This window comes from Erwinia aeris, from assembly GCF_041224955.1.
GTDB classification, from domain to species: Bacteria; Pseudomonadota; Gammaproteobacteria; order Enterobacterales; family Enterobacteriaceae; genus Erwinia; species Erwinia aeris.
The window spans coordinates 250851-262856 of record NZ_JBGFFX010000005.1; the positions used below are offsets into that span (position 1 = coordinate 250851).

14 protein-coding genes are annotated in these 12006 nt (G+C 59.2%); 2 read left to right on the forward strand and 12 right to left on the reverse strand.

All coding sequences use genetic code 11. The features are described 5' to 3' along the window. Window positions 1–122 precede the first annotated feature (122 nt). The 4 genes from AB6T85_RS10960 to AB6T85_RS10975 form a co-directional block, all read right to left on the reverse strand. On the reverse strand, window positions 123–347 hold the full coding sequence (locus AB6T85_RS10960) for a hypothetical protein (protein ID WP_253455326.1): 225 nt from the start codon (window positions 345–347) through the stop codon (window positions 123–125). Between the two features lie 865 nt (window positions 348–1212). Then, window positions 1213–1755, reverse strand: coding sequence for a 1,2-dihydroxy-3-keto-5-methylthiopentene dioxygenase (locus AB6T85_RS10965; protein ID WP_253455327.1), 543 nt, complete (start codon window positions 1753–1755; stop codon window positions 1213–1215). After that, window positions 1752–2438: an acireductone synthase gene (gene mtnC, locus AB6T85_RS10970; RefSeq protein ID WP_253455328.1), complete on the reverse strand. Its 687-nt coding sequence runs from the start codon at window positions 2436–2438 to the stop codon at window positions 1752–1754. Before mtnC ends, AB6T85_RS10965 begins: the two co-directional genes overlap by 4 nt. After that, a complete protein-coding gene (locus AB6T85_RS10975; protein ID WP_369895565.1) occupies window positions 2435–3046 on the reverse strand; it encodes a methylthioribulose 1-phosphate dehydratase in 612 nt (203 codons plus the stop codon). Before AB6T85_RS10975 ends, mtnC begins: the two co-directional genes overlap by 4 nt. Before the next feature lie 143 nt (window positions 3047–3189). On the opposite strand from AB6T85_RS10975, the gene AB6T85_RS10980 reads away from it, so the two are divergent. Further along, window positions 3190–4350 (forward strand): pyridoxal phosphate-dependent aminotransferase, encoded by a 1161-nt coding sequence (locus AB6T85_RS10980; protein ID WP_369895567.1) that lies wholly within the window; start codon window positions 3190–3192, stop codon window positions 4348–4350. After that, entirely contained in the window at window positions 4338–5105 is a 768-nt protein-coding gene (locus AB6T85_RS10985) for an amidohydrolase (protein WP_369895569.1), read from the forward strand. Before AB6T85_RS10980 ends, AB6T85_RS10985 begins: the two co-directional genes overlap by 13 nt. Window positions 5106–5147: 42 nt before the next feature. On the opposite strand, the gene AB6T85_RS10990 is transcribed toward AB6T85_RS10985, so the two are convergent. The 8 genes from AB6T85_RS10990 to AB6T85_RS11025 form a co-directional block, all read right to left on the reverse strand. After that, the gene (locus AB6T85_RS10990; protein WP_369895571.1) at window positions 5148–6470 is read right to left on the reverse strand and encodes a nucleobase:cation symporter-2 family protein; all 1323 of its coding nucleotides are present in this window, start codon (window positions 6468–6470) and stop codon (window positions 5148–5150) included. Between the two features lie 94 nt (window positions 6471–6564). After that, window positions 6565–6900 carry a hydroxyisourate hydrolase gene (uraH, locus tag AB6T85_RS10995; RefSeq protein ID WP_253455333.1) on the reverse strand — a complete coding sequence of 112 codons (336 nt, stop codon included), beginning with the start codon at window positions 6898–6900 and terminating at the stop codon, window positions 6565–6567. 28 nt (window positions 6901–6928) lie between these two features. Next, the gene (gene uraD, locus AB6T85_RS11000; RefSeq protein ID WP_369895572.1) at window positions 6929–7423 is read right to left on the reverse strand and encodes a 2-oxo-4-hydroxy-4-carboxy-5-ureidoimidazoline decarboxylase; all 495 of its coding nucleotides are present in this window, start codon (window positions 7421–7423) and stop codon (window positions 6929–6931) included. Further along, the gene (gene hpxK / locus AB6T85_RS11005; protein WP_369895574.1) at window positions 7413–8696 is read right to left on the reverse strand and encodes an allantoate amidohydrolase; all 1284 of its coding nucleotides are present in this window, start codon (window positions 8694–8696) and stop codon (window positions 7413–7415) included. The genes uraD and hpxK overlap by 11 nt, the downstream gene beginning before the upstream one ends. After that, window positions 8696–9934, reverse strand: coding sequence for a pyridoxal-phosphate-dependent aminotransferase family protein (locus AB6T85_RS11010; RefSeq protein WP_369895576.1), 1239 nt, complete (start codon window positions 9932–9934; stop codon window positions 8696–8698). Before AB6T85_RS11010 ends, hpxK begins: the two co-directional genes overlap by 1 nt. A gap of 29 nt (window positions 9935–9963) precedes the next feature. Next, the gene (locus tag AB6T85_RS11015) at window positions 9964–10701 is read right to left on the reverse strand and encodes an amino acid ABC transporter ATP-binding protein (RefSeq protein ID WP_369895577.1); all 738 of its coding nucleotides are present in this window, start codon (window positions 10699–10701) and stop codon (window positions 9964–9966) included. Beyond that, on the reverse strand, window positions 10682–11338 hold the full coding sequence (locus AB6T85_RS11020; RefSeq protein ID WP_369895578.1) for an amino acid ABC transporter permease: 657 nt from the start codon (window positions 11336–11338) through the stop codon (window positions 10682–10684). Before AB6T85_RS11020 ends, AB6T85_RS11015 begins: the two co-directional genes overlap by 20 nt. After that, on the reverse strand, window positions 11338–12003 hold the full coding sequence (locus tag AB6T85_RS11025; RefSeq protein ID WP_253455339.1) for an amino acid ABC transporter permease: 666 nt from the start codon (window positions 12001–12003) through the stop codon (window positions 11338–11340). Before AB6T85_RS11025 ends, AB6T85_RS11020 begins: the two co-directional genes overlap by 1 nt. Between the last annotated feature and the right edge of the window lie 3 nt (window positions 12004–12006).

Below are 12006 nucleotides of genomic sequence, written 5' to 3' on the forward strand. Positions count from 1 at the left end.
ACGGAGAACAGGAAGTGCCGTGTAACAAACTGACGGAAGGTAAACTGGCCCGGACGCCGCGTTATAGCAGCGCCCGCAGGTTAAAATAACGGCATCATTTTATGGGCCATGAAAGATCGTGACTACAGGGGGGGTTCTGGTGTTGTTGTTGGTGCTGGTGTTGTTGGTGCTGGTGTTGGTGGTGTTTGTGCCCCTGAACACAGACAGTTCATCAATACCAGCCCGCCCAGCAAAAAGAAACCTACTTTGAACAGGTTGGCGGTTAACGCAAGGTTGGCCTGACTGAGATCGCATAAAAAGCTTCCGCCGCTGACGCGGGTGGCTTCTGTTCGGGTTATTTCTCTCATTTTAATTTCCTTTTAAAATTGAGCGGTGCCACACAGAAATAGCAGCGTGAGGCACGACTTATCACCTGAAAATAGTATATCCCCTTCTGACAGAGCAAAATCATACTACGTCTGATAAAACATTCCCGTCAAAATAAATATGCACCCTGCAGTAAAAAAAATAAAAAAAGGCAAGATTCATTAATAATCAGAAAATAACCAATCAAAAGAGGCTTAAACATGGTAATTTCACGTCCCTACATGAAAAATCGAGAAAGGAAGTGTTTAAAGCGCCCCATCAGAACGAATACAACTTTCAGCCCCGCTTAACCGCAAACCCTGACCGCAAACCCTGACCGCAAACCCTAACTGCAAACCCTGACCGCGAACCCTAACCGCAAGCCCTTAACCGCAAACCCTGACCGCAAACCCTGACTGCAAACCCTGACTGCAAACCCTGACTGCAAACCCTGACTGCAAACCCTGACCGCAAACCCTGACCGCAAACCCTGACCGCAAACCCTGACATTAAGCATTAAATTTTAAATATTAAAAATCAATATTTTAAGATGAAAACCAAAAATCTTTATTATCGATTTATCTACCATCCTTTCCCGGCTATTAATTAGCATTATAATATTTCAGTTATATATTTAAATATTTAAAAGACCTTCCAAAACCACTGCATTAATTATTTCCAGCAGAAGCACATAAGAAACGAAAAGAACTACTTTTAAAGCACCATTGAAAACAGGTGGCCCAGTTGCTAATGAGTAACTGTCTTATTTTATTGGCGCTCCGGTTACCTGATTGAGATAAACCCGGGCGGCCAGTCTGTCCGCCCGTTTTGTAAAACGGCCATTTTCATCATGGCTCAGAGATTTGCTTACGGCAATCGCGGATAGGCATCGGCAATCCTGTCGCCAGTGAAGTTCGCAATCCAGCCTTCCTGATTGTCGAAAATACGGATAGCGGTAAAGTGCGGTGACGATCCCATATCAAACCAGTGCGGCGTTCCCGCAGGCACGGAGATCAGATCGTTCTTTTCACACAGGATTTGATAAATATGTCCGTCCAGATGCAGGCAGAACAGCCCCGCCCCCTCCACGAAGAACCGCACTTCGTCCTCGCCATGCGTATGTTCGGAAAGAAACTTTTCCCGCAGCGTCTCTTTCTGCGGATTGTCCGCGCGCATACTGATTACGTCCCAGCTCTGGTAGCCTTTTTCCGCGACCAGCCGATCGATAGCGTGCTGATAAGCGTTTATAACCGTTTCCGGCTGCGGATCCACGCCTAAATCGCGATCCGCCTGCCAGCGCTCAAAACGCACGTTTTTGCCACTCAGTTTCTGACGGATCGCTTCTTCATCGGTACTTTGCCAGATCGGCGTTTTCGCTTCGCTGTCGGTAAAAATGGTCAGTGCGCTCATACAAACGACTCCAGAGTAAGGTGATCGAACCGGTTGACCTGAGGATGACGGCTGACGTCATCCGCTTCATCGCGAACTAGCTGCACGGTATGCCAGCCCGCTTCCCGGGCGGCGTCCAGCTCCTGACGAATATCGGATAAAAACAGCAGCTCGCCCGGTGCCAGCCCGATATCTGCAGCAATATTGCGGTAAGAGTCCGTTTCGCGCTTGGCCCCGACGTGCGTATCGAAATAGCCGCTGAACAACGAGGTAATATCACCCTCGTCGCTGTAGCCAAATAACAATTTCTGCGCAGCTACCGAGCCGGATGAATAAACATACAGCCCAATGCCAGCCTGGTGCCAGGCTTTCAGCGCGGGCAGCACGTCCGGATAGAGATGGCCGGTAAAGCTGCCGTTAAGATAGCCGTCGCGCCAGATCATGCCCTGCAACGCTTTCAGCGCGGTGGATTTGCGGTCTTCATCCATAAAGCCGAACAGCACGGTAATTAAATCCTCTACCGTGGCCTGCGGCTGCGCGATTTCATCACGCAGATCGCTCAGCGCCTGCGCCACCTCTTCCCGATGCTGAAAAGCGGCAATAAAGGCCGCCAGATTTTCGCGCGCATACGGGAAGAGCACGTTGTGTACAAAGCGAATATCGCTGGTGGTGCCTTCAATATCGGTAACAATGGCGCGGATCATTGGGCCTCCAGAAGCCGACGTTGTAATTCACACTGGAAAAGGAACTCCAGCCCTTCAAGATGGCGACGCGCTTCGTTCACGTCTCTGCCCCAGCAGGTCAGGCCGTGGCCGCGCAGCAGGAAACCGTAGCGCAGCGGATGACCTTCCGCGTACTGCTCAATACGTTTCGCCAGCGCCTCAATATCCTGATCGTTATCGAACAGCGCAATAGCCACCTCTTCCAGATGCGAGCTTTGTCCGGCCAGAGTTTTCTGCATTTCATAGCCTTGCAATACTAATGCGGCGCGTTTCTCAACTCTTGAGAGTACGGTCGCGTTCACCGTATGCACGTGCAGTACGGCACCCGCTTCGGGAAACAGACGATAGATCAGCGTATGCAGGCCCGTTTCTGCGGAAGGCCTGCGGCCGGAAGGCGCATGGTTAGTGGCGATGGCGACCTGAATAAAGTCCTCGCGGGTTAGCGAACCTTTGTCTTTGCCGGATTCGCTCAGCAGGCAAAACTCGTTGTCCTGCCGCACCGACATATTGCCGCCGGTGGCGGGCGCCCAGCCTTTGGCACCGATCCAGTGGCAGGCCGCCACCAGCCGATCTAATTGCGATGTTGTCATAACCTTCCTTTTCAACCGCTAAGCACGGCATATTCTTATCTTTTAGACGTCTAAGCGTCTTGATTGCCAAATATTAGCACTGACGTTATAGTGGCAGCAACGGGCTAAAACATATCCATAGCGTTCCGCAAGGGTGACTAATCATGAGCCAGACGTCGATTACGCCTGAGAGCAAACTCCCCGCTCTGGGCACCACTATTTTTTCGCAAATGAGCGCGCTGGCGCAGCAGCATAACGCCATTAACCTTTCTCAGGGCTTCCCGGATTTCGACGGCCCGGACTATCTGAAAGCGCGCCTGGCGCATCACGTCAGCGCTGGCGCCAACCAGTATGCGCCGATGACCGGCGTGCAGCCGCTGCGGCAGGCGATTGCGGCTAAAACGGCGGAGCTTTACGGGCATAAACCCGACGTCGACAGCGAAATCACGGTGACGGCAGGCGCGACCGAAGCGCTGTATGCCACCATTACCGCGCTGGTGCGGCCGGGCGATGAGGTGATCTGTTTCGATCCCAGCTATGACAGCTATGCGCCAGCGGTGACGCTGGCTGGCGGCGTGATGAAGCGCATCGCTTTGCAGCCACCGGCTTTTCGCGTCGACTGGCAGGAATTTACCGCGCTGCTGTCGCCTCGTACCCGTCTGGTTGTCCTCAATACACCGCACAATCCTTCCGCTACCGTCTGGCAAAAAAGCGATTTTGCCTCGCTGTGGCAAGCGGTGAAAGCACAGGAAATCTATGTGCTGAGCGACGAGGTTTATGAGCATATCTGCTTTGCCAAAGAGGGCCACGCCAGCGTGCTCGCCCATCCGCAGCTGCGTGAGCGCGCGATCGCCGTTTCCTCGTTTGGCAAAACCTTTCATATGACCGGCTGGAAGGTCGGTTACTGCGTGGCGCCGCCAGCGTTAACGGCGGAAGTGCGCAAGGTGCATCAGTATCTGACCTTTGCCGTCAACACGCCCGCGCAGCTGGCATTGGCCGATATGCTGAACGCCGAACCAGAGCACTACCGCGAGCTGCCGGCGTTTTATCGTGCCCGCCGTGACCGTTTTGTACAGGCGCTGGCGAAAAGTCGCCTGGAAATCCTGCCGTGTGAAGGCACCTACTTTCTGCTGGCCGACTACAGCGCCGTTTCCGATTTGGATGACGTCGCCTTTTGCCAGTGGTTGACCAAAGAAGCGGGCGTGGCGGCGATCCCGCTGTCGGTTTTCTGCGCCGGGCCTTTCCCTCATAAACTCATCCGTCTGTGTTTTGCCAAACAGGAAGCCACGCTGGATTCGGCAGCGGAGCGGCTATGTCAGCTTTAAACCTGAGCGTGCTACAGCAGCCGCTGGTCTGGATGGACGGCGAGGCCAACCTGCGTTTCTTTGACGCGCTGTTAGCCGGATTAACGGGCCGCGATCTGATTGTACTGCCGGAAATGTTTACCACCGGCTTTGCGATGGAGGCGGCGAAAAGCTCGCTGCCGGAAGCGCGCGTGGTGAGCTGGCTACAGGAGAAAGCCCGTGCGGCTGATGCCATGATCGGCGGCAGCGTCGCCGTTCAGACGCCATCGGGCGCGGTAAATCGCTTCCTGCTGGTGGAGCCGGACGGTACGGTGCATCGCTATGACAAGCGTCATTTGTTCCGCATGGCTGGCGAACACCAGCATTACCTGGCGGGCGAAAAGCGGGAAATCATAGCGTTTCGCGGCTGGCGCATTCTGCCGCAGATTTGCTATGACCTGCGCTTTCCGGTGTTTTCCCGCAGCCGCAACGATTACGATCTGGCGCTGTATGTCGCCAACTGGCCGGCAGCGCGTGCGGCGCACTGGCAGGCGCTGCTGCTGGCGCGGGCGATTGAAAATCAGGCTTACGTAGCCGGTTGCAATCGCACCGGCCATGATGCCAACGGCCATAGCTACAGCGGCGACAGCCGGATTATCAGCCCGCAGGGCGAAATCCTGGCGGCTGGCGAACCGCATCAGCCAGCGGTACTGAGCGCCGAGCTGTCGCTGGATTCGCTGCGCGAATATCGGGAGCGTTTTCCGGCCTGGCGCGATGCGGATGAGTTTAGTTTATAAGCCGTTGCTGCCCGGCATTGCATAGCCTGCTGGCTGAATGCTTCAGCCCGATCGGCTTTCCTGCACGCTTACCTTTGCTGTAACGCTGTTAAACACAATATTCAGCAGCACGGCTACGACACAGGCGGCGCTGATGCCGGAATGGAAAATCGTTCTGACCCAGTCAGGGAAGCGGTCGTAAAAGGTCGGCATCACGATGGGGATCATGCCAAACGCAATGGCCGTCGCCACCACCACCAGGTTCATATTCTCTTTGTAATCGACCTTTGCCAGCGTGCGGATACCGGATGCCGCGACGGTGCCGAACAATACCACGCCCGCGCCGCCCAGCACCGGAGCGGGAACGGCCGCGACTATCCGGCCCAGCACGGGCAGACAGCCAAGCAGCACCAGGATCGCGCCGCCCGCCGCCACTACATAGCGGCTTTTGATGCCGGTAATAGCGACCAGACCAATGTTCTGGGCGAAGGCGCTCTGCGGAAAGGAGTTAAACAGCGGCGCGAGCGCGCTGGTCAGCATATCGGCCCGCAGCCCGCTGGCGATGCGTTTACCGTCAACCTCCGTACCGACAATGTCGCCGATAGCGATCAGCCCGGCAGTGGTTTCGGTAAGCAGCACCAGCACGATCAGCGTCATCGACAGGATGGCCGCCACGTCGAAAACCGGCAGCCCAAAGCTGAGGATGCCGGGCAGCGCCACCACGTCGCCATGCAGCACGCCCGAAAACTGCGTTTTACCGCCTGCCACAGCAAACAGCGTGCCCAACACCATAGCCGCCAGCACGGCCAGCCTTTTTATCGCGGCGTTGCCTACGCGATGAAACAGCAGCACCATCCCCAGCGTCAGCGCGGCCAGCCCGATATTGCCCGGCGAGCCCCATTCCGGCGCGTGTGGATTGCCGCCCATCGCCCAGCGCGCGGCGACCGGCATCAGCGACAGGCCGATCACCGTAATCACGGTGCCGGTCACCACCGGAGGAAAAAAGCGGATGATATGGGCAAACAAAGGAGCAATAAGCAGACCAATCAGCGAAGAGGCGATCACCGCGCCGAACACCACCGGCAGGCCGCCGCCGCTGGTCACTAACGTCACCATGGTCGCCACGCCCGCGAAAGAGACGCCCTGCACCAGCGGCAGACGTGAGCCGAAACCGGGCACGCCCAGCGCCTGGAGCAGCGTGGCGCAGCCGCTGACAAACAGCGCCGCCGTCACCAGCATCCCGAGTTCGGCGGCGTGCAGCCCGGCGGCCGAGCCGATAATCAACGGCGGCGCGATAATGCCGCCGTACATCGTCAAGACATGCTGCAATCCCCAGGCAAAAGATTTGCCTGCCGGGTAACGCGTATCTTCTGGCCTGGCGCTCATGTTTACCCCTCACTGCTGCACTCGCCGCAAAGGCGGTGCTGGTTATTAATCTCTCCCCAACATCATTCAGGCTGCGGCCCGAAGGATAAAAGGATCAGCTGCCGCGATAGGTAGACCACGACCACGGCGAAATCAGGAAAGGCAGGTGATAGTGGCTGCCCGCCTCCGGCAGCACGAAATCGATTTGGGCGCTGACGTAGAGCGCGTCGCGGCCGTCGGCGGCAAAATAGTCGCCGATCTCAGCAATTAAGCGGTAATGGCCCGGCGCCAGCGGCTCGGGCGTTAAGTCTGTGATGCGGCCATCCGCATCGGTATCGCCCTGCGCCACCGGCAGCCAGCCCTGACTGCTGTTCTGCTCCAGCGAAACGGCGACGCCAATCGCCGGTTTGCCCAGCGCGGTATCCAGGATATGCGTGGTGATAGTGCTCATTGAACTCTCCTGTGCAAATGTAGCTGGGTTAGCGAAACGTCTCTTTTAAGCGCAGCAGAGTGATTTCCCGCAGCTGATCCAGCGCTTCCTGCTGCTCCTGTTGCGGGTCGTTGGCGAGGCGTCGATGCAGTTCGGCCAACATCTCTCCGGCGCTTCGCCCTTTGGCGCGGATTAAAAACACCCGGCCAAAGCGCTGTTCGTAAGCGGCGTTTCCTGCGCGTAGCGCCTCTTTCAGCGCGGCATCCGCCTCCTTAACGCTGCCCTGCTCGCCGCTGGAAAGCGCGGCCTCTTTGTCGCTGCCCTGCGCCTTTTCACCGATGCGTGGATGCGCGGAAAGCGCCTTGTCCAGCGCCTGACCGTCCCAGCCGCTCGCCAGCTGCTCGCCGGTTTGCAGCAGCTCGTCCAACGAGGCGAAAGGGCGTGCGGCCACTAATTCTTCCACCCAGCTTGCCAGCGCGACGCAGTGGGCGATGTGCTTTCTGGCCTCGGCGACCGGGGCCTGATTAAACTGTTCAGGCGACACGCTGACCTCCTGTGCTGTCTGCTGACAGCGCTATCTCGCTCACCGCTTTCGTCCAGGCGCGAACCGCCAGCGCCACGTCTTCCACCCTGACCGATTCCGCCGGATGGTGGCTGATGCCGCGATCGCAGCGGACAAACAACATGCCGACCGGCCAGCGCTCCGCCATGGCAATGGCGTCGTGACCCGCGCCGCTGGGCAGCGAAAGCGAGCGGCCCTGCACCGCCGTTACCGCCTGGCTCAGCGCCGCCTGAAGCTTTTCGTCACAGCGCGTCGCCGGGATCTGGTAATACTCTTCGGCGCTGAAGCTTAAGCCGCGCCGCAGCGCTATCGCTTCCGCCTGGGTCAGCAGCGCCGACAGCAGTTCAGCCAGCGCCCGATCTTCCGGCCCCCGCACGTCCAGGCTCAGCGCCACCTCGCCGGGGATCACGTTGACCGCGCCGGGCTGGCACTGCAGCGTCCCCACCGTTGCCACCAGCTGCGGGCCGTGCTTTGCCGCAGCCTGTTCGATAAACACCATCCATTCCGCTGCCGCCGCCAGCGCGTCTTTACGATGCGTCATCGGCACCGTGCCCGCATGGCCTGCCTCACCGACAAACCGGCAGTTCAGGCGGCGTGCGCCGTTGATCGCCGTGACCACGCCCAGCGCCAGGTCTTCCTGCTCCAGGCACGGCCCCTGCTCTATGTGCAGCTCCAGATAGGCGACGATATCTTTTACCTCACGCGCCGCCTCGCCAATCGCCTGCGCATCCAGCCCGACGTCGGCCATCGCCTGCGCCACGGTGATGCTGTTGCCGTCGGGATGGCTGACCCAGCTTTCCGGCCAGCTTCCGGTCAGGCCGCGACTGCCCAGCAGCGTGATGCCGAAGCGCGTTCCCTCTTCGTCGCCAAAGCCGACGATTTCCACCGCCAGCGGCAGCCGCAGATTTTGCCGGTGCAGCGCCTGCACGGCTTCAATCGCGGTTAGCACGCCGAGCATCCCGTCGTAGCGGCCCGCGTTGCGCACGGTATCCAGATGCGATCCCAGCAGCAGCGCAGGGGCATCGGGCTGCTGCCCTTCATAGCGTCCGCAGATATTGCCGACGCTGTCCTGCCAGACGCGCATTCCCGCCGCCGCCATCCATTCCCCTACCAGCCGGTTGGCCTGGAGGTGTTCAGGCGACAGATAGACACGGGTAAGCGCGTCCGCCGTTTCGCTGATTTCCGCCAGGCGATCGCAGCGCGCCATCACCCTGGCCGCCGCCTGCTGCGCCTCTGCAAGATTGAGTGGCTCCATCAGCGGCTCCCGGCGGCATAACGATCCCAGGCCGCCTGCATCGCCGCGCCCTGAGGCGTTTTATAACCCAGCCAGGTCAGCACCGATTCCAGCGCGCTCAGCGTCTGCATCACGCAGTCTTTACGGGCGTTATAGCCCATGGTGCCGATGCGCCAGACCTTGCCGTGCAGCGGGCCGAACGAGGTGCCGATTTCAATGCCGAAGTCCTCAAGCATCAGCTTGCGCACCTGGTCACCGTTAATGCCCTGCGGGATCACCACGCCCAGCACGTTGTTCATTTTGTGTTGCAGGTCGCCGAAGGTTTCCAGCCCCATGCCCTGAATGCCTTTCAGCAGCGCGTCGCCGTGCAGCTCGTGGCGGGCGATGCCGTTATCCAGGCCCTCCTGCATAATCAGCCGCGCGCATTCACGCGCGCCGAACAGCGCCGACGTCGCTTCGGTGTGGTGGTTCAGCCGCTCCGGCCCCCAGTAATCCATGATCATCCCCAGATCGAAATAGTTGGAGTAGATCATCTCGTCGTCGCCATCCTGATGCGCCGCCGTGCGGATCCCTTCCTCTACGCATTTGCGTTTGCGGATCTCGGCTTCCATTTCCGGACTTAGCGTGATCGGCGAGGTGCCGGACGGGCCGCCGAGGCATTTCTGCATTCCGGCGGAGACCGCGTCCAGACCCCAGGCGTCGGTTTCCAGCGCGTTGCCGGCCAGCGAGGCCGTGGCGTCGGTATAGAACAGCACGCCATATTTTTTACAGATGCCGCCCAGATCGGCCAGCGGTTGCAGCATGGTGGTGGAGGTATCGCCCTGCACGGTCAGCAGCAGACGAGGGCGCACGGTTTTGATCGCGTCTTCGATGCGATCCGGCGTGAAGACTTCACCCCACGGCGCTTCGATGGTGTGCACTTCCGCGCGGCAGCGGCGGGCGATCTCGCACAGCAGATGGCCAAAGCGGCCAAAAACGGGCACCAGCACCTTATCGCCGGGGCGGATCGCCGACAGCAGAATAGCCTCGATGCCCGCGCGGGAGGTGCCGTCAACCAACAGCGTCCAGCGGTTCTGCGTGCGAAACACGCCGCGATACAGTTCCATCACCTCGTTCATATAGTGCGTCATGGCCGGATCGTATTGCCCAAGCAGCTGGCTGGACATGGCGCGCAATACGCGAGGATCGGCGTTAATAGGCCCAGGCCCCATCAACAGGCGCTGCGGCGGATTAATTTGCGGATAGCGGGTTACATCCATTTCGTTTCCTTCTCTTGCAGATCCGGTGCTCAGCTCAGGCCGCGCACCGATGAGATAAACTGTTTCAGCTCCGCCGTCTGCGGGCTGGCGAACACGCTTTTGCTGTCGCCCTGCTCCCAGACGCGGCCCTGATGCATAAACACCACGCGGTCGCCCACTTCCCGGGCAAAATTCATTTCGTGCGTGACTAAAATCAGCGTCATGCCTTCACGGGCCAGCTGCTCAAGCACCTTCAGCACTTCACCCACCAGCTCCGGATCGAGCGCCGAGGTGATTTCATCGCACAGTAAGACTTTGGGCGTCATCGCCAGCGCCCGCGCAATCGCCACGCGCTGCTGCTGGCCGCCGGAAAGGCTGGACGGGTAGTAATCCATGCGCTCACCGAGGCCGACCTTCTCCAGCATTTGCGCCGCCAGCGCCCGGCATTCCGCCTCTTTCTTTTTCAGCACGCGCCTGGGCGCCAGCATGACGTTTTCCAGCGCCGTCATATGCGGAAACAGGTTGAAGTTCTGAAACACCATGCCAACGGAGCGGCTGATTTCCCGCGCCTGCGAATCGCGATCGGTAATGGTCATGCCGCCCAGCTTGATGCTGCCTTCCTGATAGCCTTCCAGCCCGTTGATACAGCGCAGCAGCGTGCTTTTCCCCGAACCGCTGCGGCCGATAATCGAGATGACTTCGCCCATAGCAATGTCCAGATCCACGCCTTTCAGCACGTGGTTGGCGCCGTAATATTTCTGTACCTGATTAATGGTGATGAGCGGCATTGAATTTTTTCTCCAGGTACTGGCTGTAGCGCGACAGCGGATAGCAGATCAGGAAGTAACCCAGCGCCACCAGCCCGAAAACTTTAAAGGGTTGATAGGTCACGTTATTCAGGATGGTGCCCGCCTTGGTCAGCTCGACAAAGCCGATAATCGACGCCAGCGCGGTGCCTTTAACCACCTGTACGGCAAAGCCCACGGTCGGCGCAATGCCGATACGCAGCGCCTGCGGCAGCACCACGCGATACAGCGTCTGGCCTTTGGCAAGCCCCAGGCAGCGCGACGCTTCCCACTGCCCTTTCGGCAATGCGTTGATGCTGCCCACCCAGATATCGATCAGAAAGGCGCTGGTATAGAGCGTCAGCGCCAGCGAGGCGGCCGTCCACGGCGAGACGTCGATGCCAAACAGCGCCACGCCGAAAAACGCCAGGAACAGCTGCATCAGCAGCGGCGTGCCCTGAAAAAGCTCGATATAGGTGCTGATTGCCCGGTTGGGCCAGCGGCGACGCGTCAGGCGCACCATCACCAGCGGCATCGCCACCAGCGTGCCGCCGAAGAACGCGGTCAGCGACAGCAGCAGCGTCCAGCGCGCGGCCAGCAGCAGATTGCGCAGAATGTCCCAGTCGGTAAATGTCGTCATCAGGCCGTTCCTCCCAGCCATTTACGTCCGGCCGCCAGCAGCAGCTGACGCATGGCGATCGACAGCGCCAGATAAATCAGTGTGGTGACCAGATAGACCTCAAAACTTAAAAAGGTGCGTGACTGGATCAGGTTGGCGGCAAAGGTCAGCTCTTCATACGAAACCTGCGAGACCACGGACGATCCCAGCATCACGATGATGCACTGGCTGACCAGCGCCGGATAAATGCGCTTTAAAGAAGGTGGCAGAACCACGCGCAGGAAAGTCTGCGACCGCGTCAGGCCCAGCACCCGGCCCGCTTCCCACTGGCCTTTCGGCGTGACCTGGATCCCGGCGCGGATAATTTCCGTGCTGTAGGCGCCCAGGTTGATCAGCATCGCCAGCAGCGCCGCTTCGCCAGCGGTCAGCTTCAGCCCCAGGTTCGGCAGGCCAAACACGATAAAGAACAGCTGCACCACAAACGGCGTGTTGCGGATCAGCTCAACGTAGCAGCCCCACAGGCGGCTGAGCGCCGAAGGCCGTCCGCTACGCAGCGCCGCGCCCAGAATACCGAGCGCCACGCCGCCCGCCGTCGCCATCACGGTCAGCTGAATAGTGATCCAGAGTCCGGCCAGCAGCTGCGGCCAGTAAGGCAGCAGCGCCGGAAAGTCGAGTTGCTCCGTCATTGG

What these genes read in the sequence shown, in the direction of transcription:
- AB6T85_RS10975 (WP_369895565.1), bottom strand. Translation starts at nt 3,046, where the DNA reads ATGACAACATCGCAATTAGATCGGCTGGTGGCGGCCTGCCACTGGATC.
- uraH (WP_253455333.1), bottom strand. Translation starts at nt 6,900, where the DNA reads ATGAGCACTATCACCACGCATATCCTGGATACCGCGCTGGGCAAACCG.
- AB6T85_RS10980 (WP_369895567.1), top strand. Translation starts at nt 3,190, where the DNA reads ATGAGCCAGACGTCGATTACGCCTGAGAGCAAACTCCCCGCTCTGGGC.
- AB6T85_RS10985 (WP_369895569.1), top strand. Translation starts at nt 4,338, where the DNA reads ATGTCAGCTTTAAACCTGAGCGTGCTACAGCAGCCGCTGGTCTGGATG.
- AB6T85_RS10990 (WP_369895571.1), bottom strand. Translation starts at nt 6,470, where the DNA reads ATGAGCGCCAGGCCAGAAGATACGCGTTACCCGGCAGGCAAATCTTTT.
- AB6T85_RS11020 (WP_369895578.1), bottom strand. Translation starts at nt 11,338, where the DNA reads ATGACGACATTTACCGACTGGGACATTCTGCGCAATCTGCTGCTGGCC.
- AB6T85_RS11010 (WP_369895576.1), bottom strand. Translation starts at nt 9,934, where the DNA reads ATGGATGTAACCCGCTATCCGCAAATTAATCCGCCGCAGCGCCTGTTG.
- mtnC (WP_253455328.1), bottom strand. Translation starts at nt 2,438, where the DNA reads ATGATCCGCGCCATTGTTACCGATATTGAAGGCACCACCAGCGATATT.
- AB6T85_RS11015 (WP_369895577.1), bottom strand. Translation starts at nt 10,701, where the DNA reads ATGCCGCTCATCACCATTAATCAGGTACAGAAATATTACGGCGCCAAC.
- hpxK (WP_369895574.1), bottom strand. Translation starts at nt 8,696, where the DNA reads ATGGAGCCACTCAATCTTGCAGAGGCGCAGCAGGCGGCGGCCAGGGTG.
- AB6T85_RS10960 (WP_253455326.1), bottom strand. Translation starts at nt 347, where the DNA reads ATGAGAGAAATAACCCGAACAGAAGCCACCCGCGTCAGCGGCGGAAGC.
- AB6T85_RS10965 (WP_253455327.1), bottom strand. Translation starts at nt 1,755, where the DNA reads ATGAGCGCACTGACCATTTTTACCGACAGCGAAGCGAAAACGCCGATC.
- AB6T85_RS11025 (WP_253455339.1), bottom strand. Translation starts at nt 12,003, where the DNA reads ATGACGGAGCAACTCGACTTTCCGGCGCTGCTGCCTTACTGGCCGCAG.